Source organism: Polaromonas sp. P1_H6, assembly GCF_056405195.1.
Map to the genome: position 1 here is coordinate 217,159 of NZ_JBFUCN010000004.1, position 21,733 is coordinate 238,891.

A 21,733-nucleotide genomic window follows, 5' to 3' on the forward strand; every position below is an offset into this window, starting at 1 on the left:
ATTAGAACGTGTGGCGAATGCCAGCTGCGATCGTCGTGGTACGGGTGATGCTGCTGGTAGGAGCGATCACCATGGTGTTCGCAGCCACGCCAGAGTAGTTCTTCGTGCTGACGGCACCCGTGTACAGGGTGGTGCGCTTGCTCAAAGAGTACAGAGCCTGGACGCCCCAGCCAGTGCTGGAACCCAGATCGTCACCCTTGGAGCGAGCATAACCAGCGCTCAGGGTCGTTGCGCCCAGAGGCACTGCAACGCTCAGGCTGTACTCTTTTTGTGCGCCCAGTTCGTGAGCAGCAACTGCAACACCGGTCGAGCTGAACGTAGTGATGACGTCCTTGAACTTGGCGCGGTTGGCGCCGAAGCCGACTTTGGCGACGCCGAAGTCATAAGAAACGTTCAGCAGCGTGTTGGTCAGAGCTGGCTTGGTCGTTGCGGTGCGGGCAGCACCTTCAGACTGGTAGCCGCCGGACACAACCAGAGGGCCGTTTGCGTACTTCAGGTTGGCAGACACGGTGTTGCTTGCGCTGACAGCGGAGGTCTTGTCTTCGCCGAAGGCGTACATGAACGAACCGGTGAAGCCGCCGAAGTTAGGGGAAACGTACTTGACGCTGTTGTTGAAGCGGGTGTTGAAACCAACCCAGGTCACGTGGGCGCCGGAGCCGTTGCCGTTGTGGTTCAGCAGGACAGCATTGCCAGCCAGGGTGCCGATGGCGCCAGCTTGAGCGGTGCTGAAGCCGTTGTTGGTGTTCGAAGGATCGAACAGCGTAGCGCCCATCATGGCGTGGTCAGCAGACACGTCGTCGTAGGAGCTGGAGTTGCGACCGATGGTCACGGTACCGAAGCCGCTGGAGATACCCACGTTGGCGCGACGGCCGAACAGCAGGCCGCCTTGGCCGGAAGAACCTGCGTCGAGGTTGACGCCGCTTTCGAGGTTACCGATGACAGCCGTGCCGCCGCCGATGTCTTCGCTGAAGCGAATGCCCCAACGCGAACCGTTCAGGCCGCCGGAGTCAATCTTGGCCTGGCTGATGCCGGTGATGGCAGCGCCGCTGACCTGGTTGGTCTTGTAGCTGCCGACGTTGGCGTCGAGCAGACCGTAGATGGTCACGGTCGACTGAGCTTGTGCTGCACCAGCCATAGCGCCGAGTGCGGCCAAAGCGATAAGGGTCTTTTTCATTGAGAGTTTCTCCAAGGTTAAACATAGGGCTCCGGCACGGGGACCATTTGCGGACTTGCGTCCTCGTGGCTCCACCAGAGACCCGGGCCAACCCCCTTTCGGGAAGTTGGCTCTATTGCACCAGACTGGGCTTCAATTCGCAAAGGAATGCCCAAAAAAACCAACAACCCGTTGCGCTCAAGCCACAAATGGATGGCAGAAAGTGGGAAAGAAACAACGCCCGCAAGAACCGGGGATTTCCTCTTGCCAAAAATCCTGCTTTCGCTCTGATGCCGGCCGTTTAATGAAAAAAGCCGCTTCAGCGAAGCGGCTTTCCAGGAAACCCGCACGAGGCGGGGTTCAAGTCAGGTCAAACTGATCAGAACGTGTGGCGAATGCCAGCGCCGTAGGTGCTGGTCTTGCGCTCGGTCGCGCCGCCGGTTTCCTTGCCGGTCTGGATGCCAGCGTACAGGTTCGAACGCTTGGACAGCGCGTACAGGGCAGCAAAACCGTAGCCTGTGCGCTTCAGGTCGGGAACGCCGCCCAGCAGCGTGCTCTTGGAGCGGGCATAACCGCCGGACAGCGTCAGGGCGCTGCTGACAGGGAAGTCCAGGCCGATCTGGTATTCCTTGGTCTTGTCCGCTGCCACGCCGGTGATCGGGGTGGTGCCGTTCTTCACGTTACCGTAGGCGCCCAGCAGCTTGACCACGCCGAAGTCATAGGAGCCGTTCAACTGCGTGTACTTGATGGCCGTGGCGTTGCCGGTGGCTTTTTCGGTCTGGTAAGCCAGCGAAGCGCCGATGGGGCCGTTCGCGTAGGCAACGTTCATGCTGGCGATCTTGCCGGCGCTGACAGCGGCGGTCTTGTTTTCACCGAAGCTGTACATACCGGCAGCGGAGAAGCCGCCGAAGTTGGGGGTCTCGTAGTAGATCGAGTTGCCGGGACGGTCCTGGTAGCTGTTGCTGGCCCACACGCTGGTGGAAGGCGCGAACAGCAGCGAGTCAAAGCCAGCAGCGCCGGAGCCCTTGACCATGTCGTACGGGGTCCACATCTTGCCGAGCTTCAATTCACCGAAGCCGCCGGAAACGCCCATCCAGGACTGGCGGCCGAAGACCGCGGTGGAGACCGCGTTGGTGTAAGGGTTGGTGTAGTTGTTGGCGGCGCCGGTGCTGGGGTCAAAGCCGGCTTCCAGCAGGAAGTTGGCTTTCATACCGCCACCGAGGTCTTCAGAGCCCTTCAGGCCGAAACGGCTGGTCTGCAGACCGCCGCCGCTGCCGGAGAAAGGGTGGGGGACGTTCACGCCGGTGCGGCTGAGGTTGTTGTCCTTGACGGTACCGACCCAAGCGTCCACGAGGCCGTAGATGGTCACGGTGGACTGCGCGGAGGCCACGCCGGAAACGGCCAGCACTGCCAGGGCAACTAGGCTTTTCTTCATCATTAGAAATCTCCAAAAAGGTGGGAACACAAAAAACGCAAACATTCAAAGGGCTTTTCTGATCGACCCCAGGCCGATTTAATCGATCTGTCACACATCACACAAAGCCCTTATCGCTCCATTAGCAAAATTCACGCCCGATTGTTGGCCCCTGACCACACTGCTAGGTGTCATGCCGTACCAGCCCCATACCAGTGGGCCGGACATGCCCTTCGATGCGGCGTGAACACACCAAAATGGCGCTTTTTTTCATGAGCGCATCGTTTTGGTGAAAGTGCGCCAATCGGCTGGCGACAGCGTTTTTTGGTGCCCAATGTGCCAATTCAGCGGCGGCGCGGCGGGCGGTCCGCGCTGAAACCGCCCAGGTGAGTCCACAGGGATGTGGCTCACGCACCACGGCATGGCCAAAATAGAGACCAAGCCCTAAGCCGCGTTCGCGCATCCGCCAAACCAGTTCCCGGCACGCCGCAGCACCCCCATCCCCAGAGGGAAGCGGCAAGAAATGAGAAGCTTGCACGGCTTTTTTCCGGGCTTTGCCCTGGCGGCAAAAACCTCGGGTTTTCCCCTGTCGCGAAAGTGATACCCCCCGTAGTGACACTCTTTACGGCTCACGGCATCGCCATTAATCTTTCCTTCACAAAGACGGCCTGCCAGGGTAAGGACGGGCGTCAAAATTTCCCGCCATTCAGCGCTTTTTTAATTACAACTCCTGGAGACTCCATGAAAAAACTGACCCTCGTTGCAACTGCGATCATGGGACTTTTGTCCACCTCGGCCGCCATGGCGCAAAGCACCGTGACCGTCTACGGCATTCTTGATGCAGGCTTCAACCACGTGAGCGGCCTGCGCCAGGGCTCCGTGAGCACGATTGCCAGCGGCATCATGGAAGGCTCGCGTTTCGGCCTTCGCGGCACGGAAGACATCGGCGGCGGCTACAAGGCCATCTTCACCCTCGAAAACCGCCTGGAGCTGGACACCGGCTCCGTGACCAACCGCCCGAACTCCGGCACCCAGATGCCTGACCGCGTCGCCACCTCGGTGGCTGCGGGCGTGGCGGGCCTCCCCCTTCCCGTCGCAACCCGCGACGCACTGATCGCCGGCGTGAACACCACGCTCGCTACCGGCGCATTCGGCGTGAACCTGGCCGGCAACCTGTTTGACCGCCAGGCTTACGTCGGCCTGGTGACCCCCTTCGGCGCCTTCACGGCCGGCCGCCAATACACGCCGGGCTACCTGGTGGCCGCGCAGTTTGACGCTTCGCAGACCCAGTCCAGCCTGGCCGCCGGCCAGGTCGCCAGCCTGCCCGCCGCATTCGACATCCGCCTGAGCAACACGCTGCAGTACGCGATCCAGACCAGCGGCGTCACCGCATTGCTGATGTACGGCGCCGGTGAAGTCGCGGGCAGCAACTCCGCAGGCCGGTTCTGGGGTGGCATGGTCACCTACAAGGGCAACGGTTTCTCGGTGGGCTATGGCCACAACGGCAAGAACAATGAGCTGGGCCAGAAATCCCTGACCAACGACCTGATCGGCGCCACCGTCGACATCGGCCCCGGCACCCTGTACGGCCAGTACGCCACCATCAAGGACGACAATCCGACCGGCATCTCCACGATTGGCGCTTCTGTCACCGCCTCCACCGGCAGCGCGGTGGTCGGTACGGCGTTCCAGAATGCCTACAACGCCGCCTTCAGGCAAGACGCCAGGTTGATGCACATCGGCTACCGCCTCACCACCGGCCCACACACCTGGGTCGTGGCCTTCAACCGCCTGGATGACAAGCGCACGGTGAACGCCGATACCGACTCCTACGGTTTCACCTACACCTACGCGCTGTCCAAGCGCACCAACCTGAACGCCGTGCTGACCCACTTCAACAACAAGGGCCAGGGCCAGGTCGCACCAGGCGGCAACGGCTTCCTCGGCGGCGTGACCTCCGCGGCCGGTGTTGGCTCCACCAACATCGCCCTGGGCATCCGCCACACGTTCTAAACCGGAACCCCGCCCGGATCCAATCCGGGCCCGTCACGAAAAAGCCCCTCACAGGGGCTTTTCTCATGGGCGTTTGCATGCCGGGAGTCCGGCGCTAACATGGCGCCATGACCACCGCACTCGACACCGCCCTGAATGCCGCCGACGGCGCATTGCGCACCCTTTTTGCCGCCCCCCGCGCCAGCCGCGCCTGCCCTACCGTACCCGGCGAAAAGACCGAGCTGGCGCTGCAGGACAAGGCCTTGTCCGGCGCGCTGATGCGGGTCAACCATGTGGGAGAGGTCTGCGCGCAGGCCCTGTACGCGGCGCAGGCGCTGGGCACCCGCGACCCGGCGCTGCGCGAGCATTTCCTGCAGGCAAGCCGCGAGGAAGGCGACCACCTCGCCTGGACCAAGGCCAGGCTGGACGAACTGGGCGCCCGCCCCTCGCTGCTCAACCCGCTCTGGTACGCCGGCGCCTTCGGCCTCGGCCTGGTCGCGAGCCGGCTGGGCGACCGCCTGAGCCTGGGCTTTGTCGTTGAGACTGAGCGCCAGGTCGAGGCCCACCTGGCCGGCCACCTGGAACGCCTGCCGCAGGGCGACCACGAGTCGCGCGCCATCGTGGCGCAGATGAAAGACGACGAGGCCCTGCACGCGAGGGACGCCGAACAGGCCGGCGCCTTACAGCTGCCGGAACCGGTCAAGGCGCTGATGCGCTCGGCCGCGCGCGTCATGACGACGACGGCGCATTACATCTAAAGCCTAAAGCCGCAGCCTGGGCCGCAAGGCCCTTAAACCTCCAGTACCTCGAAGCTGGTGGTGATGTCCGCGGTCTTCGCCAGCATGATGGTGGCTGAGCAATACTTGTCGTGGCTCATGGCCACCGCGCGCTCCACGGCGCTGGCGGCCAGGCCCTTGCCCGTCACCACGAAGTGCATGTGGATCTTGGTGAACACCTTGGGGTCCACGGCAGCCCTTTCGGCGCTCAGCTTGACAGAGCAGCCGCGCACGTCCTGGCGGCCGCGCTTGAGGATCAGCACCACGTCATAAGCCGTGCATCCGCCCGTGCCGGCCAGCACGGTCTCCATGGGTCGGGGCGCCAGGTTGGCGCCGCCGTTTTCAGGCTTGTCCGCGTCGGGCGCGCCGTCCATCACCAGGGTGTGGCCGCTGCCGGTTTCGGCGAGGAAGCTCATGTTCGAGCGCGATCCCGTATTGGCGCTGTTGCCCGTCCAGCTCACCGTGCATTCCATAAACCCCACTCCTTATGCATAAAATTTATAACTAAACCGTGAAAAATGTCGAGTTTGCGCCACAAGATATTGTGCAGCGCAACATCGCTCCGCTATACTGAAATCATCGCATCAATACTGATCGCCCACGGCGTCACAAGGTATTTGGTGCCACTGGTTGTCTCCTCCACCTCCTCTAAGGGTGGATTTACAGGCCCAGACCGCAAGGTCTGGGCCTTTTTTCTTGGGTCACCGGATTGCGTGCCGGCTCATTGCGGCGCTTTTTCTCGCGCCACTATGATGTCAGGCTGCGAGAAAAACATGCCCACCCCGACCAAAACCGCCAAAAGCCTCCCCAAAACAGCCCCATCGGGCAAGCCGCTCACCCCCGCCGACTACCTGAAAAAGATTCTCACGGCACGGGTCTATGACGTGGCCGTGGAATCCAGCCTTGAGCCCGCCAAAAACCTGGGCCTGCGCCTGAAAAACACCGTGCTGCTCAAGCGCGAAGACCAGCAGCCGGTGTTCAGCTTCAAGCTGCGCGGGGCCTACAACAAGATGGCGCACCTGAGCCCGGCCCAGCTCAAGAAAGGCGTGATCTGCGCCTCGGCCGGCAACCACGCGCAAGGCGTGGCGCTCAGCGCGCAAAAGCTCGGCACGCGCGCCGTCATCGTCATGCCCACCACCACGCCGCAACTCAAGGTCGACGCGGTTCGCGCCTTGGGCGGCGAGGTCGTGCTGCGCGGCGACAGTTATTCGGACGCCTACGCGCACGCCGTGGTGCTCGAAAAGAAGCAGGGCCTGACCTTCGTCCACCCCTTCGACGACCCTGATGTCATCGCCGGCCAGGGCACGATCGCGATGGAAATCCTCATGCAGCTGCAAAGCCTGGGCTCCAGCCGGCTGGACGCCGTGTTCGTGGCCATAGGCGGCGGCGGGCTGATCTCCGGCGTGGCCAACTACATCAAGGCCGTGCGCCCCGAGATCAAGGTCATCGGCGTGCAGATGAACGACTCCGACGCCATGCTGCAGTCGGTCGGCGCGAAGAAGCGCGTCACCCTGAGCGACGTGGGCCTGTTCGCCGACGGCACGGCCGTCAAGCTGGTGGGCGAGGAAACCTTCCGCATCAGCCGCGAGCTGGTCGATGAGTTCATCACCGTCGACACCGACGCGGTCTGCGCCGCCATCAAGGACGTGTTCGTCGACACCCGCAGCATCGTCGAGCCCTCGGGCGCGATGGCCGTGGCCGCCGTCAAGCAGTACGTGGCCACGCACAAGACCAAGGGCGAGACTTACGCCGCGATTTTGTGCGGCGCCAACATGAACTTCGATCGCCTGCGCTTCGTCGCCGAGCGCGCCGAGGTCGGTGAAGAGCGCGAAGCCCTGTTCGCCGTAACGATTCCCGAAGAGCGCGGCAGCTTCCGGCGCTTTTGCGAAGTCATCGGCGAGCTGCCCGGCGGGCCGCGCAGCGTGACCGAGTTCAACTACCGCATCAACGACGACGCCAAAGCCCATGTCTTCGTCGGCCTGACCACCTCGGCCAAGGGAGAAAGCGCCAAGATCGCCGCCAATTTCTCGCGGCACGGCTTCAAGACCCTGGACCTCACGCACGACGAGCTCGCCAAGGAACACATACGCCACATGGTCGGCGGGCACAGCGCGCTGTCCAAAGACGAGCGCCTGCTGCGCTTCATCTTCCCCGAGCGGCCCGGCGCGCTGATGAAGTTCCTCTCGAGCATGCGGCCGGGCTGGAACATCAGCCTCTTTCACTACCGCAACCAGGGCGCCGACTACGGCCGCATCCTGGTGGGCCTGCAGGTGCCCAAGGCCGACAACAAAGCCTTCAAGGACTTCCTCGACACCCTGGGTTACCCCCACGTCGAGGAAACCGCCAACCCGGTTTACCGGCTTTTCCTGCAAAGCTGACCCCGGCACAACCGCCATGAATGCACAAGGCGCACCCCCGGCAAAGCCCGCCCCGGCCAACACCTCGGTGTGCCCGCGCTGCGGCGCCGGCCTGCGCTGCGGCATGGTGGCGGGTGATGCCGAATGCTGGTGCGTCAAACTGCCTCACCTCATGCCTGTTCCCAGTGAACGTCCCGCGCGGGCCGAAGGCAACGCGCCGTCCTGCTTCTGCCCCGCCTGCCTCAAGCTGATCACCGATGAACGCTCCCGACTTTCCACCCCTGATCCTGCCCGCGATTGAGCCCACCGCCGACCTCCCGCTGGAGGCCAGGCTGCGGCACAAGATCGCCCACAAGACCAAGCCGCTGGGCGCGCTCGGCCGGCTCGAAAGCCTGGCGCTGCAGTTGGGCCTGGTCCAGCGCAGTGAAACCATCACGCTGCGCGAACCCCAGATGGTGGTCTTCGCGGCCGACCATGGCATCGCCGCCGAAGGCGTTTCCGCCTACCCGCAGGCCGTCACGGTGCAGATGGTCGGCAATATGCTGGCCGGCGGCGCCGCCATCAATGTCTTCGCGCGCCAGCACGGTTTTGCGCTGCAAGTGGTGGACGCCGGCGTCGCGGCCGAACTCGCGCCGCACCCGCAGCTGCTGCAGCGCAAGATCGCGCCCGGCACACGCAACATCCGCCACGAGCCCGCCATGACGGCCGCGCAGGCGCGCGCCGCCTTGCAGGCCGGCATGGACATCGTGCGCCAGTTGCCCGGCAATGCCGTCGCCTTCGGCGAGATGGGCATTGCCAACACCTCCGCCGCCGCCCTGCTGTTCGCGCGCCTGGCGGGCGTCGGCATAGATGAGGCCACGGGCCGTGGCACCGGCCTGGACGACGCCCAGCTTGCGCACAAACGCCAGGTGCTGGCACAGGCACTGGCCCGCCATGCCGGCGCCACCCAGCCCCTGGATGCGCTGGCCGCCCTGGGCGGCTTTGAAATCGCCATGATGGCCGGCGCCATGCTGCAGGCCGCGAGCGAGCGCCGCGTCGTGCTGGTTGACGGCTTCATCGCCGGCGCCGCCGCGTTGGCGGCCAGGGCCCTGGCGCCCGCCGTACAGGACTACATGGTGTTTTGCCACCGCGGGGAAGAACACGGCCACCGCCTGCTGCTGGCCCACCTCCAGGCCGATCCGCTGCTGGACCTGGGCCTGCGCCTGGGCGAAGGCACGGGTGCGCTGCTGGCCTGGCCGCTGCTGCAGTCGGCGGCCGGTTTCCTCAACGAGATGGCCAGCTTTGACTCCGCCGGCGTGAGCGGCCGCGAAGACGCCTGAACCGCAAGGGGCACCGCATGACCGCCATCGCCCAGTTCATCCGCGAGTACCTGCTCGCCGTCCAGTTCTTCACCCGCATCCCCATCACCGGGCGGCTGGCCGACTGGGTGGGCTACAGCCCCGAACTGCTGCGCGCCAGCGCCGGACACTTCCCCGGCGTCGGCATCCTGGCCGGCGCTTTTGCCGCCGCCCTGTACGCCCTGGTGCAGGCCCTGCTGCCCGACACCACCTTCACGCCGCTGGTGGCCGCCGCGCTGTCCACCGCCGCCACCGTGCTGCTGACCGGCGGCTTTCATGAAGACGGCCTGGCCGACACAGCCGACGGCCTGGGCGGCGGCCACGACAGGGAGCACGCGCTGCAGATCATGAAGGACTCGCGCGTCGGGGCCTTCGGCGCCATGGCCCTGGTGCTGGCCGTGCTCGCCAAGGTCTCGCTGCTGGCCATCCTCGGTTCGGTCGAGGGCGCGCCCACCGGCTGGGAAGAAGCGCCCTTTGCGAGCTGGTACATCTGCGCCGCGCTGTGGACGGGCCACGTCGTCTCGCGCGGCCTGCCGCTGCTGCTGATCTACCTGCTGCCGCACGCCGGCGACACGGCCGCCTCCAAGTCCAAACCGCTGGCCGACCAGATCTCGCCGGGCGCCCTGCTGGTCGGCTTTGCCTGGTGTTTTGTCGCCCTCGCCCTGGCCGCCCTTGCGCTGGACGCCCTGAACCTGATCGTCGCCTGCAGCTTTGCCCTCCTGGCCCTGCTGTGGATGGGGCGGATGTTCAAACGCCGGCTGCAAGGTTTTACCGGTGACTGCCTGGGCGCCACCCAGCAGGTGTGCGAAATCGCGTTTTATTTCGGCCTCGCGATCAGCCTGTGACCAGGACGGCCACCAAGCCATGAGACTCTGGCTGGTCCGCCACGCAAACCCCCTGATAGATCCCGGCATCTGCTACGGCCGGCAGGAGGTGGCAGCCGATGTTGCCGCCACCGCAGAATGCGCACAGGCACTGGCCAAGCTGCTTCCAGCCGACACCCGCGTTGCCCATTCCCCCTTGCAGCGATGCGCTCAACTCGCGCAAGCCCTGCGCGAACTCCGGCCCGACCTGGCCTGCAGCAGCGACCCACGGCTTCAGGAAATCAACTTCGGCGCCTGGGAAGGCCAAGCCTGGCGGGACATCGCCCCCACAGAACTGCAATCCTGGACAGACGGCTTCGCCGAATACGCCGTGGGCGGCAGCGGTGAAAGCACAAGCCAGGTCATGGCACGTGTCGCCTCGGCCTTCGATGAATTGCGGGGCCAGGCAGACACCCTGTGGATCACGCACGCCGGTGTCATACGTGCCGTGGAACTGATCGCGCGCGGCACGCGTCAGATCACCAGGGCCGACGAGTGGCCTGTTGAAGCGCCGGCCTACGGGCAATGGTGCACACTCGAGCTGGAAACCCCCTCTTAAAACCCAGACAAGGCACAAAAAAATGGCAGCAACCCTGGATGGTCAGCTCGTGGTGGCGATTTCGTCGCGCGCGCTGTTTGATTTCGAGGAAGAAAACCTCGTCTTTGAAACCGGCATGACGGCCGCACCGCCGCCCGGCGTCAAAAAAGACGCGGCCTACATGAAGCTGCAGCTCGAACGCCTGGACGTGCCGGCCAAGCCCGGCGTCGCCTTCTCGCTCGTCAAAAAGCTGCTGGCCTTCAACGATGCCCCCGAAAGCGCCGGCGAAGCCGCCAGCCCCGCGGCGCCCGCGCAGCGTGTGGAAGTCGTGATCCTTTCGCGCAACGACCCGGTCTCGGGCATGCGCGTATTCCGCTCGGCCCAGCACTACGGCCTCAAGATTGAGCGCGGCACCTTCAACCGCGGCGAAGCGCCCTGGCGCTACCTCAAGCCCCTGCACGCCAACCTGTTTTTGTCGGCTCACCTGAGCGACGTGCGCGACGCGCTGGCCGCCGGCGTGCCGGCCGCGCAGGTCTACCCCCATTCGGTGCGCGCCAGTGACGCCCACCCCAACGAAGTGCGCATCGCCTTCGACGGCGACGCGGTGCTGTTCTCCGATGAGGCCGAGCGCGTGTTCCAGGCCCAGGGCCTTTCCGCCTTCCAGCAGCATGAGCGCGACAAGGCTTCGCAGCCGCTGCTGGCCGGCCCCTTCAAGCCCTTGCTCGAAGCGCTGCACCGGCTGCAGCAGGTCGGCACCTCGCACATGCGCATACGCACCGCGCTGGTCACCGCGCGCAGCGCCCCGGCGCACGAACGCGCCATCCGCACGCTGATGGAGTGGAACATCGAGGTCGACGAGGCCATGTTCCTGGGCGGCCTGGCCAAGGGCGAGTTCCTGCGCGAGTTCGAGCCCGACTTCTTCTTTGACGACCAGACCGGCCACGTCCATTCCGCCGCCCAGCACGTGCCCTCGGGCCATGTGGCCAGCGGCGTTTCGAACCAGCTTTCCTGAATCTGAAAACAAAAAGATGTCCACCATGACCCAGACACCCGCCTCCGGCCTGTTCGCCAAACTCAGCGCTTTCCGGCGTTTGGTGGGGCGCGTAGTGGCGCTGGCCGCGCCCTATTTCCGCTCCGAAGAAAAATGGAAAGCACGCGGCCTGCTGCTGGCCATCGTGCTGCTCAACCTCGGCACGGTCTACATGGCGGTGCAGTTCAACGACTGGTACCGCGTGTTTTACGACGCGCTTGAAAAACGCGACCAGACTGTCTTCTGGCAGCAGATGGGCCGCTTCAGCTACCTCGCCTTTGGCGCGATCATCATTGCCGTCTACAAGTTCTACCTGACCCAGCTGCTTCAAATGCGCTGGCGCGCCTGGATGACACGCGACTACCTGCGCCGCTGGCTGTCACACCAGGCTTTCTACAAGATGGAGCTCGCGCGTTATTCGGCTGCCATCGACATCAACGCCAGCCCCGACAACCCGGACCAGCGGATCCAGGAAGACGTGCACTCTTTCACCACGTCCACGATTTCATTGACGATGGGCGTGCTCAACGCGGTCGTGACGCTGGTCAGTTTTGTCGGCATCCTCTGGACACTGTCCGGTCCGTTTGGGTTCACCCTGGGCGGCAGCAGCTACAGCATCCCAGGCTACATGGTCTGGGCCGCGGTCGCCTATTGCCTGGTCGGGAGTGTGCTGGCTCATTACATCGGCAGGCCGCTGATCAAGCTCAACTTCATGCAGCAGCGCTACGAGGCCAACCTTCGCCATCATCTGGTACGGGTTCGGGAATACAGCGAGCCCATCGCGCTGGATCATGGCGAGGCTGTGGAACGCGGCCAGCTCGACGGGCGATTCTCGACAGTGCTGGCAAATTACCTGAACCTGATACGCGCCAACAAAAAACTCATCTGGTTCCAGAGCTTCTTCGGCCAGGCCGCCGTAATTTTTCCCTTCTTTGTCGCCGCACCTCGCTTCTTCAGCGGGGCGATCCAGCTCGGCCAGCTTATCCAGATTTCCTCTGCCTTCGGCAAGGTCCAGGATTCGCTGAGCTGGTTTGTGGACAACTACGACACGCTCGCCAGCTGGCGCGCCACCACCGACCGCCTGACCAGTTTTGAAGACAGCATGATCGCGCAGACAAAAGACAATGAAGCGCTTGTCACCACACCATCAACCGAGCTTGAAGCCACCGGCCTCAACCTCACGCTGCCCACGGGTGCCGCGCTGCTGGCGGACATGTCGCTGAAGGCCCACCCCGGCGACCACATCCTACTGAAGGGCCCATCGGGCAGCGGCAAGTCAACCCTGTTTCGCGCCTTCGCCGGTATATGGCCTTTTGCCAACGGCAACATCGCGAAACCTGCAAACGCGATGTTCATTCCCCAGCGCCCCTATTTCCCCAATGGCTCCCTGCGCGATGCGCTGGCCTACCCGGAGCCCGCCGCGGCTTACAGCGACGAGGCCCTCAAGCAGGCACTTGAAGAAGCCCTGCTGCCCGACCTGGCCGCGCGGCTTGACGAGGAAGATGCCTGGAGCCAGAAACTCTCCGGCGGCGAGCAGCAACGCCTGGCGATTGCGCGCGTGTTGCTGAAAAAACCGAGCTGGATTTTTGCCGACGAAGCCACCAGCGCACTCGACGAAGCCGCCGAAAAAACGCTGTACGAGCGCCTGCTCGCGCTTGTGAAATCGTCAGGGGGTTCCATCATCTCCATTGCCCACCGGCCCAATGTCGCCGCCTTCCACGACAAGCAGTGGACGCTGGAGAAGCAGCCCCCGGGCTCAGCTGCCCTGTACCGCCTGACAGCCAGCCAGCTCCCTGGAGGAAGCGCCGCGAATGCCTGAAGAAATGTCCAAGCCGGCTGCGCCGGAGCCCACAGACCTCTCCGCCTGGGCGCCCATCAAGCGCCCGGTGTTCCGCATGTTGTGGAGCACCTGGCTGGTCGCCAACATCTGCATGTGGATGAACGACGTGGCGGCGGCCTGGATGATGACCTCCATGACCACCTCGCCGATCTGGGTGGCGCTGGTGCAGTCGGCCTCCACCTTGCCGGTGTTCCTGCTGGGCCTGCCCAGCGGGGCGCTCGCCGACATCCTGGACCGGCGCCGCTACTTCATCATGACGCAGTTCTGGGTGGCCGGCGTGGCCACGCTGCTGTCCATCACGGTGATCTCGGGTGTCATGACGCCCGCCCTGCTGCTGGCGCTGACGTTTGCCAACGGCGTGGGCCTGGCGATGCGCTGGCCGGTGTTCGCCGCCATCGTGCCGGAACTGGTGCCGCGCGTGCAGCTGCCCGCCGCGCTGGCGCTCAACGGCGTCTCCATGAACGCCTCGCGCATCGTCGGCCCGCTGGTGGCCGGCGCGCTGATCGCCGGCGCCGGCACTGAATACGTCTTTGTGCTCAACGCCGTGCTGTCGGTAGTCTCGGGCTTTGTCATCATGCGCTGGCGGCGCGACCACGCGCCCAGCCCGCTGGGGCGCGAGCGCCTGGTCAGCGCCATGCGCGTGGGCCTGCAGTTCGTCGGCCAGTCGGCGCGCCTGCGCGCGGTGCTGCTGCGCATCGCCATCTTCTTTTTCCATTCCACCGCCCTGCTGGCCCTGCTGCCGCTGGTGGCGCGCGGCCTGCACGGCGGCGATGCCGGCACCTTCACGCTGCTGCTGGCCTCCATGGGCGCCGGCGCCATCGTCGCCGCGCTCAACCTGCCGCGGCTGCGCCAGATGATGCCGCGCGACGTGCTGGTGATGCGCTCCACGATGCTGCAGTCGGTCTCCATGGCGGCCATGGCCTATGCGCCCAACGCCTGGGTGGCGGTACCGGCCATGGCGCTCAACGGCATGGCCTGGATCACCTGCGCCAATTCGCTCAGCGTCTCGGCCCAGCTGGCGCTGCCCGACTGGGTGCGCGCCCGCGGCATGTCGATGTACCAGATGGCCATCATGGGCGCCAGCGCCGCCGGCGCCGCGCTGTGGGGCCAGGTGGCCACGCTGAGCAGGGTCTCCACCGGCCTGCTAGTCGCCGCCGCCAGCGGCACCGCTGTGATGCTGGTGGCAAAGCACCTGGTGTCCGACCTCAGCATCGAGGAAGACATGACGCCCTCGCGCCAGTTCAAGGCGCCCGTGGCCGAAGAGCCGCCCGGCGTGGGCAATGTGGTGGTGACGATTGAATACCTGGTGGACCCGGCGCGCGCCGACGACTTCCGCGCGCTGATGCAGGAAAGCCGCCGCAGCCGCCTGCGCCAGGGCGCGCTCGAGTGGGAACTGCTGCGCGACGTGAACCGCCCCGGCCGCTTTGTCGAGCAGATCGTCGACGAATCCTGGACCGAACACCTGCGCCGCTTCGACCGCGTCACCGCCAGCGACGTGGCGCTGCGGGAGCGCAAGCTGGCGTTTCACATTGGCGAGGAGCCGCCCGTGGTGTCGCGGTGTGTCGTCGAAAGCCTGGTGCGGACCTGATTTGACTCCTTCCCCCGCTGGGGGAAGGTGGGGATGGGGGCCAGCGGCGTGCGATTCATCAACCTGCCGGCCAGATCAAACAGCCCCCATCCCAGCCTTCCCCCAGCGGGGGAAGGAGCAAGAGCAACTCAGGTGGCGCTTGCCGTATACCGTTCAAAGCCCCGCGCCCGCAGCTCACAAGCCGGGCACGTCCCACACCCATAACCCCACGCATGGCGGTGCACACGATCACCCAGGTAGCAGGTGTGGGTGTGCTCCACGATCAGTTTCACCAGCGCCTCGCCGCCGCCCGGCTCGCCTGACTTCTCACCAATGTCATGCGCCAGCCGCCAGGTATCCGCCTTGTCTATCCACATCAGCGGCGTTTCGATCAGGAAGCGCTTGTCCATGCCCAGCGACAGCGCCAGCTGCATGGCCTTCATGGTGTCGTCGCGGCAGTCGGGGTAGCCTGAAAAATCGGTTTCGCAGACGCCGGTGACCAGCACCTGCAGGTCGCGCCGGTAGGCCAGCGCCGCCGCCAGCGTGAGGAACAGCAGGTTGCGCCCCGGCACAAAGGTGTTGGGCAGGCCCGAGCTTTCCATCTTGAAGGCCACGTCGCGGGTCAGCGAGGTGTCGCTGACCTGTCCCAGCACCGCCAGGTCCAGCAAATGGTCTTCGCCGAGCTTGTGGGCCCACTGCGGAAACTGCTGCTTGATTTCACGCAGCACATTGAGGCGCGCCTCCAGTTCCACCTTGTGGCGCTGGCCGTAGTCAAAGGCCACGGTCTCGACGCGTTCGTATTTGGACAGCGCCAGGGCCAGGCAGGTGGTGGAGTCCTGCCCGCCGGAAAACAACACGAGTGCGGAAGTGTGCATGCCGGTTACCTCCTTGCCTTAGATCAGCTTTCGTTTCGCCAGGCTTTTCATCAGCGCCGAGATACCGAAGGTCCAGGGCGCGGCCTTGTCGGAAGTGGTGACGCGGTTGACCAGGCTGCCCAGCTGCGGCGTGGCCACCGTGACCACGTCACCGACCACATGGGTAAAGCCCTGGCCGGGGCCGTGACGGTCCTGCGTGGGCGCGAACATGGTGCCCAGGAAGAGCATGAAGCCGTCCGGGTACTGGTGGTTGGCGCCTATGGCCTGTGCCACCAGGTCCAGCGGGTCCCGGCTGATCTTGCTCAGCGAGCTGCCGCCCTTCATCTCAAAACCCTCGGGGCCGGTCACCGTCATGTTCAGGTCGCTGCGGCGCACGTGGGCAATATTGAACTTGTCGTCGAACAGGCGGATGAAGGGGCCGATGGCGCAGGAGGCGTTGTTGTCCTTGGCCTTGCCCAGCAGCAGCGCGCTGCGGCCTTCGAAGTCGCGCAGGTTGACATCGTTGCCCAGCGCCGCACCCACCGTCTCGCCACGCGAATTGACAGCCAGCACGATCTCGGGCTCAGGGTTGTTCCAGTGGCTGTGCGGGTGTATGCCGACTTCAGCGCCAGTGCCCACCGCGCTCAGCGGCTGGCTCTTGGTGAAGATCTCGGCGTCGGGGCCTATGCCGACTTCCAGGTATTGCGACCACACGCCCTGGGCGATCAGCACTTCCTTGAGTTTGTCCGCCTCGGGCGAGCCGGGCTTGATGCTGCTGAGGTTGTCGCCGATCACGCCGACCACGGCCTTGCGCACCGCCTCGGCCTTGCTGGCGTCGCCGCGCGCCTGCTCTTCAATCACGCGCTCCAGCATGGAGGCGACAAAAGTCACGCCGGCCGCCTTGAGCGCCTGCAGGTCGCAAGGCGCCAGCAGCCAGGGCAGCGCAGGCTTGCGCGCATCGGCCGCGGAATTGGCCAGCACCTCGGCCGTGCCCGCCAGGCGCGGCAGCGAGGGCGCGGCGGCGCGCACGGCCTTGGCCACACCGGGTAGTTCCAGCAGCTGGCTGGCCGTGGCGGCCACGCTGGACAGGTCGAAGACGCTGTCGGGCGTGACCAGCGCCAGCACGGGCCCGGTGCCCTCTACCCACACGCGCCCGACCAGCAGGGCATCGGCGGCATCAACAGGCAGGGCGGAAGCAAGGCTCAAGGAGTTTTTCATGATGAAGGAATGGGGTTTGCGGAAGGGAACGGTGCGCCCAAAATCGGGCCCAGGCCGCCAATACTACAGGGGACGGAAGGCCGCCGGCGCCGCTACACTGAAATGCCCCCGCCCTCATGGGCAGCCCCACCCCACTCCCTGATCAATATGCCCCTCACCCCTGAACAGATCACGCAGGCCGCCACGGAGTTGACCGCCCGGCGAAACAGCGGCCAGCCCGGCCCGCGCCTGCCCGAAAGCTGCCGCCCGCTGGACCTCGAAGACGCCTGGCAGGTGCAGCAGGCCGTCACCCTCGGCCTGGGCCAGGCGGTGGGCGGCTGGAAGGCCTCGCCGCCCAGCCCCGGCAAGCTCGTGATGGCGCCGATCTACCGGCCCGCCATCAGCCGCGCCGCTATCTGTACCGTGGCTTTTCCCGCAGACAGGGAGGACAGCGTGAAAGTCGAGCCCGAGCTTGCCTTCGTGCTGGCCAAAGATTTGCCCGCGCGTGAGCAGCCCTATACCGAGGCCGAGATCGATGCGGCGGTGGGCGCGGTACATGCCGCACTCGAAATCTGCGCGAGCCGCTATGCCGACCCCAGCGGCCTGCCTTTCCCCGAGATGCTGGCCGACGGCCTGGTCAACAACGGCCTGTGGCTGGGACCTGAGCTGGCGGCGCCCGAGGCCGCGGCCTTTGAACTGAGCTGGCAGGCCGGCAACGGACCCCGGCAAACAGCCCAGGCCAAACACCCCAACGGACACCCGCGCGCGCCGCTTTACTGGCTGGCGAATTTTCTGCGCGAGCGCGGCCCGGGCCTGAAGGCCGGACAGGCCGTCATCACCGGCTCCTATGCCGGCGTGCTGACGGTGCCGGCCGATCAGACGGTGACATTTGAATACACAGGGCTGGCCCGTTTTGAGGTCGAATTCCGCCGAGATATATAGGTCTGGAAATGGCCGCTAACAGCCGCTAATGCCGACGCGGCTTGCTAAGCTGTACACCCTTCTTCTTTTCCCCAGCGGAGATACCATGCGAGCCCTTCACCACCCGCAGTTTTTGCAACTCCATCAGGCACCCGGCAACATCCTGCTGTTGCCCAACGCCTGGGACGCAGCCAGCGCAAAACTCTTTGAAGCATCCGGCGCCGCGGCCGTGGCCACCAGCAGCGCTTCGCTCGCCTGGGCTTGCGGTTATGCCGACGGCGGCGCGTTGCCGCCGGACGAACTGCTGCATGCGGTCAGCAACATCACCCGTGTCCTGAAGGTGCCGCTGACTGTCGACATGGAAGACGGTTACAGCACCGACCCGGCCGAGGTGGGACGGCTGGCAGCCGCGGTGGCGTCGGCCGGTGCTGTGGGCATCAACCTCGAAGACGGAAGCGGCGCGCCTGCGCTGCTGATGGAAAAAATACGCGCCATCCGAACAGCGCTCAAAGGCACGCCGCTGTTCGTCAATGCCCGCACCGACGTCTACCTGCGCAAGCTGAAAGTCGATAGCACCCCGGCCCAGGCCAGCATCGCCCGCCTGAAGCTGTACCAGCAGGCCGGCGCCGACGGCGCTTTTGTGCCCGGCCTCACGGCCATACCCGAAGTGGAAGAAATCTGCGCGGCCGTCAGCATGCCGCTCAACCTGATGGCCATGCCCGGCTTGCCGGCCGTCGCCGCGCTGCAGGCGGCCGGCGTGCGGCGCCTCAGCGTGGGGCCTGCCCCTTTCCAGGTGGCCTATGAACACGCCCGGACCAGCGTCGAGGCCTTGCTCAAACAAGACCTGTCGCCGCTGCTGGGCCCCAAGCTCGACTACTCGGCCATGAATGCCTTGCTGGCGGCTCGCTAGTCGATTCATCAATTCACTCCATGTCCCCGAACATCGCCTGACTCCCCCTGGGATTCAGGCGATTTTTCATGGATTTCATCTTTTTTGGGGGTGGCGTCACAAACGGCAAAGCTGGATCGTCAATACGGTGTGACATCCAACTTTTAAACGTTTTTTAAAGGAAACCACCATGACTGCCACTGCCGCTACCGCTGCCAACACCGCTCCCGTCCGCATTGACCTCGCCATTCCCGACGTTTTCCCCGCCTTGCTCAAGGTCAGTGAAACCATAGCCGCCCAGGGACTCGACAAAAAACTTCAGCACCTGATCCACCTGCGCGCCTCGCAAATCAACGGCTGCGCCTTCTGCGTGAAGATGCACCTGCGCGAAGCCCGTGAAGACGGCGAAAGCAACGACAGGCTGGACCGCCTCGTCGTCTGGGCCCACGTCAACGACTTCAGCGAAGCCGAGAAAGCCGCCCTGGCCTGGACGGAAGCCCTGACCACGCTCGACCACAAGACCGACTACGCCAGCCTGCGCGGCCGCCTGCGCCAATCGTTCACCGACAAGGAAATCGGCGCGCTGACCGCTAACATCGGCCAGATCAACCTCTGGAACCGCATCCAGGTCTCTGCACACTAAGGTTCGTCATGGAAAACATCGACCCCACCGCCGTGTTTGAAGAAAGGCGCAGGCATCTGTTCGGCCTGGCCTACCGCATCCTCGGTTCGCGGGCCGATGCCGAAGACGCCGTGCAGGACGTCTTCATCAAGTGGCTGGCGGCCGACCACGCCAGCATCGCGACGCCGGCCGCCTGGCTCACCACCATCTGCACGCGGCACTGCATAGACATGCTGCGCGACGCCCAGCGCAGCCGGGTCGACTATGTCGGCACCTGGCTGCCCGAACCGATCCAGACCCGCACTGACGAAACGCCCGAAACCCACGCGTTGCTGGCCTCGTCCCTGAGCATGGCTTTTTTGCTGCTGCTGGAGCGGCTCACGCCAAAAGAACGCGCGGCCTACCTGCTGCACGAGATTTTTGAAACACCCTATCCCGACATCGCCGAGATGCTGGACATGGAAGAAGCCGCCTGCCGCAAGCTGGTCTCACGCGCCAGCACCAACATCGCCCAGGGCAAGGTGCGGCACGTGACGCCGCCCAAGGTGCAGGACGACCTGCTCAGCGCTTTCCGTGAAGCCATCAGCGCCGGCAGCACCGAGGCACTCGCCGGGCTGCTGTCTGACGACATCGCCGTGTGCGCCGACAGCGGCGGCAAGGTCAGCTCCATCGACGGCGTGTTTCAGGGCAAGGGCAGCGTGCTCACCCTCATCGCCACCCAGCTGGCGCGCTACTGGGCCGCCTACGAGTGGCTGCCCTGCGAGATCAACGGCGGCCGCGCCATCCAGCTGCGCGCGAACGACGGCGAAATCGCCGCGGCCATCACCTTCGCCTACAACGACGAAGGCAAGGCCACCAACATCTACATCATGCGCAACCCCGACAAGCTCGACGGCCTGCATTTCGGGCCTGAAGCGCTGGCATGAACAGCCCACCCACGGGCTGGGCAGCCCTGCTGACCGGCGTCAACGCCGTGCGCACGCTGGCCCTGGTCGGTGGCGTGGCCCTGCATGCCATCAACCTCTACATAGGCACCACCATTCTCCCGTCCGTCGTGCGCGACATCGGCGGGCTCGAGTTCTATGCCTGGAACACAGCGCTGTTTGTGGTGGCCTCCATCATCAGCGCCGCCATGGCGACGCAGGTGCTGGGCAAGCTCGGGCCGCGCTTTGCCTATGTGCTCGGCGCCGCGATCTTTGCCCTGGGCTCGCTGGCTTGCGCGCTGGCGCCGTCCATGCCCGTCATGCTGGGCGGGCGCGTGGTGCAGGGCTTTGGCGGCGGCCTGCTGCTGGCCCTGCCCTACGCCATGATCCGCCTGCTGTATGACGAAGCCTTGTGGTCCCGGGCGATTGGCCTGCTGTCGGGCATGTGGGGCGTGGCCACACTGGTCGGGCCGGCCATAGGCGGTGTGTTTGCCCAGATGGACGCCTGGCGCATGGCCTTTGGCGCGCTGATTCCGGCGGCGGCGCTGTTCACGCTGCTGGCCGTCAGCGTGATTCCGCGGCGCAACACCCCCAGCAGCCCGGCATCGCCGGTGCCTTGGGCGCAGCTCTTTTTGCTGGCCGGCGCGGTGTTTGCGGTGTCCGCCGGCAGCGTCAGCCCGCAGGTGGCCTGGAATGCCGGGGGCGTGGCAGTCGCGATAGCGCTCAGTACCTTGCTGGTCATGGTCGACAAGCGCGCCGCCAAGCGTTTGCTGCCTAAAGACGCCTTTCGCCCCGGAACGCTGGGCGCGCTCTACCTCGCAATGGCGCTGCTGGCCATGATGGTCACGTCCACGGAGATTTTTTCGCCGCTGTTTTTCCAGGTGCTGCATGCGCAGACGCCGCTCGCCTCCGGCTACCTCGCCGCCATCATGTCGGCGGGCTGGACCTTGGGTTCACTCATCAGCTCCAGCGCTACCGGCAGCCGGGCCAGGCTGGCGATCCGCGTCGCACCGGTGCTGGCACTCGCGGGCCTGGTGGGCATGGCGGTGCTGATGCCCTCGCCCAGCGACGGCAGCTGGCAAGTGCTGGCCCCGATCTGCATCGCCATGGTGGCCGTGGGCTTTGCCGTGGGCATCGCCTGGCCGCACCTGAGCACCCGTGTGCTGCAGATCGCGCCGCAGGGCGAAGAAGACCTTGCGGCCTCTTCCATCATGACGGTGGAGCTGTTTGCCACGGCCATGGGCGCGGCGCTGGCCGGCATGTTGGCCAACCTGGGCGGGCTGAGCAGCCCCGGCGGTTTGCCGGGGACGGCCGGCGCGGCTCAATGGCTGTTCGCCGTTTTCACCATAGCGCCCGCGCTATGCCTGCTGACCTCGCGGCAGACCGCGGGTTCAGGCTCGCCAGCGATCAGACAAACAGCAGACAAGGCCTCGTGAAGCAGCCCCGGCTTGCGCCGGTGT

Annotated in this window: 20 protein-coding genes; 15 read left to right on the forward strand and 5 right to left on the reverse strand. The window is 65.2% G+C overall.

Translation table 11 applies throughout. From position 1 onward, the window contains the following. Window position 1: 1 nt before the first annotated feature. Together AC1D1F_RS05865 and AC1D1F_RS05870 are read right to left on the reverse strand one after the other, a co-directional pair. The gene (locus AC1D1F_RS05865) at window positions 2-1,174 is read right to left on the reverse strand and encodes a porin (protein WP_477697017.1); all 1,173 of its coding nucleotides are present in this window, start codon (window positions 1,172-1,174) and stop codon (window positions 2-4) included. Between the two features lie 358 nt (window positions 1,175-1,532). Then, on the reverse strand, window positions 1,533-2,591 hold the full coding sequence (locus AC1D1F_RS05870) for a porin (protein ID WP_477677141.1): 1,059 nt from the start codon (window positions 2,589-2,591) through the stop codon (window positions 1,533-1,535). Window positions 2,592-3,308: 717 nt separating this feature from the next. Between AC1D1F_RS05870 and AC1D1F_RS05875 the strand changes: the two genes are divergently transcribed. Together AC1D1F_RS05875 and coq7 are read left to right on the forward strand one after the other, a co-directional pair. Further along, complete coding sequence (locus AC1D1F_RS05875; protein ID WP_477697016.1) at window positions 3,309-4,580, forward strand: porin; 1,272 nt, start codon at window positions 3,309-3,311, stop codon at window positions 4,578-4,580. 107 nt (window positions 4,581-4,687) lie between these two features. After that, window positions 4,688-5,317, forward strand: coding sequence for a 2-polyprenyl-3-methyl-6-methoxy-1,4-benzoquinone monooxygenase (gene coq7, locus AC1D1F_RS05880; protein ID WP_477697015.1), 630 nt, complete (start codon window positions 4,688-4,690; stop codon window positions 5,315-5,317). A gap of 32 nt (window positions 5,318-5,349) precedes the next feature. Here coq7 and AC1D1F_RS05885 read toward each other — a convergent pair whose 3' ends face one another. Next, entirely contained in the window at window positions 5,350-5,808 is a 459-nt protein-coding gene (locus AC1D1F_RS05885; protein ID WP_436157545.1) for an OsmC family protein, read from the reverse strand. Window positions 5,809-6,108: 300 nt separating this feature from the next. On the opposite strand from AC1D1F_RS05885, the gene ilvA reads away from it, so the two are divergent. Genes ilvA through AC1D1F_RS05925 form a run of 8 tightly spaced genes read left to right on the forward strand, consistent with a single transcriptional unit; the run spans window position 6,109 to window position 14,888 of the window. Next, window positions 6,109-7,713 carry a threonine ammonia-lyase, biosynthetic gene (gene ilvA, locus AC1D1F_RS05890; protein ID WP_477697014.1) on the forward strand — a complete coding sequence of 535 codons (1,605 nt, stop codon included), beginning with the start codon at window positions 6,109-6,111 and terminating at the stop codon, window positions 7,711-7,713. A gap of 16 nt (window positions 7,714-7,729) precedes the next feature. Further along, a complete protein-coding gene (locus AC1D1F_RS05895) occupies window positions 7,730-7,993 on the forward strand; it encodes a cysteine-rich CWC family protein (protein WP_477678943.1) in 264 nt (87 codons plus the stop codon). Then, on the forward strand, window positions 7,950-9,011 hold the full coding sequence (cobT, locus tag AC1D1F_RS05900) for a nicotinate-nucleotide--dimethylbenzimidazole phosphoribosyltransferase (protein WP_477678944.1): 1,062 nt from the start codon (window positions 7,950-7,952) through the stop codon (window positions 9,009-9,011). The genes AC1D1F_RS05895 and cobT overlap by 44 nt, the downstream gene beginning before the upstream one ends. Window positions 9,012-9,028: 17 nt before the next feature. After that, a complete protein-coding gene (locus AC1D1F_RS05905) occupies window positions 9,029-9,874 on the forward strand; it encodes an adenosylcobinamide-GDP ribazoletransferase (RefSeq protein WP_477697012.1) in 846 nt (281 codons plus the stop codon). A 19-nt stretch (window positions 9,875-9,893) separates the two neighbouring features. Then, complete coding sequence (locus tag AC1D1F_RS05910; RefSeq protein WP_477678946.1) at window positions 9,894-10,451, forward strand: histidine phosphatase family protein; 558 nt, start codon at window positions 9,894-9,896, stop codon at window positions 10,449-10,451. A gap of 22 nt (window positions 10,452-10,473) precedes the next feature. Continuing rightward, window positions 10,474-11,442 carry a 5'-nucleotidase gene (locus AC1D1F_RS05915; protein ID WP_477652372.1) on the forward strand — a complete coding sequence of 323 codons (969 nt, stop codon included), beginning with the start codon at window positions 10,474-10,476 and terminating at the stop codon, window positions 11,440-11,442. Between the two features lie 25 nt (window positions 11,443-11,467). Beyond that, on the forward strand, window positions 11,468-13,279 hold the full coding sequence (locus AC1D1F_RS05920; RefSeq protein WP_477697011.1) for an ABC transporter ATP-binding protein/permease: 1,812 nt from the start codon (window positions 11,468-11,470) through the stop codon (window positions 13,277-13,279). Further along, complete coding sequence (locus AC1D1F_RS05925; protein WP_477697010.1) at window positions 13,272-14,888, forward strand: MFS transporter; 1,617 nt, start codon at window positions 13,272-13,274, stop codon at window positions 14,886-14,888. The genes AC1D1F_RS05920 and AC1D1F_RS05925 overlap by 8 nt, the downstream gene beginning before the upstream one ends. Before the next feature lie 128 nt (window positions 14,889-15,016). On the opposite strand, the gene queC is transcribed toward AC1D1F_RS05925, so the two are convergent. After that, on the reverse strand, window positions 15,017-15,742 hold the full coding sequence (queC, locus tag AC1D1F_RS05930; protein ID WP_477697009.1) for a 7-cyano-7-deazaguanine synthase QueC: 726 nt from the start codon (window positions 15,740-15,742) through the stop codon (window positions 15,017-15,019). Between the two features lie 18 nt (window positions 15,743-15,760). Beyond that, a complete protein-coding gene (locus AC1D1F_RS05935; protein ID WP_477678129.1) occupies window positions 15,761-16,939 on the reverse strand; it encodes a fumarylacetoacetate hydrolase family protein in 1,179 nt (392 codons plus the stop codon). A 147-nt stretch (window positions 16,940-17,086) separates the two neighbouring features. Between AC1D1F_RS05935 and AC1D1F_RS05940 the strand changes: the two genes are divergently transcribed. The 5 genes from AC1D1F_RS05940 to AC1D1F_RS05960 all read left to right on the forward strand — a co-directional run bounded on the left by AC1D1F_RS05940 (window position 17,087) and on the right by AC1D1F_RS05960 (window position 21,709). Then, on the forward strand, window positions 17,087-17,860 hold the full coding sequence (locus AC1D1F_RS05940; RefSeq protein WP_477678128.1) for a 2-keto-4-pentenoate hydratase: 774 nt from the start codon (window positions 17,087-17,089) through the stop codon (window positions 17,858-17,860). An 85-nt stretch (window positions 17,861-17,945) separates the two neighbouring features. Next, window positions 17,946-18,749: an isocitrate lyase/PEP mutase family protein gene (locus AC1D1F_RS05945; protein ID WP_477678127.1), complete on the forward strand. Its 804-nt coding sequence runs from the start codon at window positions 17,946-17,948 to the stop codon at window positions 18,747-18,749. A 169-nt stretch (window positions 18,750-18,918) separates the two neighbouring features. After that, window positions 18,919-19,371, forward strand: coding sequence for a carboxymuconolactone decarboxylase family protein (locus AC1D1F_RS05950; protein ID WP_477678126.1), 453 nt, complete (start codon window positions 18,919-18,921; stop codon window positions 19,369-19,371). Between the two features lie 8 nt (window positions 19,372-19,379). Next, window positions 19,380-20,276, forward strand: coding sequence for an RNA polymerase sigma factor SigJ (gene sigJ, locus AC1D1F_RS05955; RefSeq protein ID WP_477678125.1), 897 nt, complete (start codon window positions 19,380-19,382; stop codon window positions 20,274-20,276). Then, window positions 20,273-21,709, forward strand: coding sequence for an MFS transporter (locus AC1D1F_RS05960; RefSeq protein WP_477678124.1), 1,437 nt, complete (start codon window positions 20,273-20,275; stop codon window positions 21,707-21,709). Before sigJ ends, AC1D1F_RS05960 begins: the two co-directional genes overlap by 4 nt. Window positions 21,710-21,733: the final 24 nt, after the last annotated feature.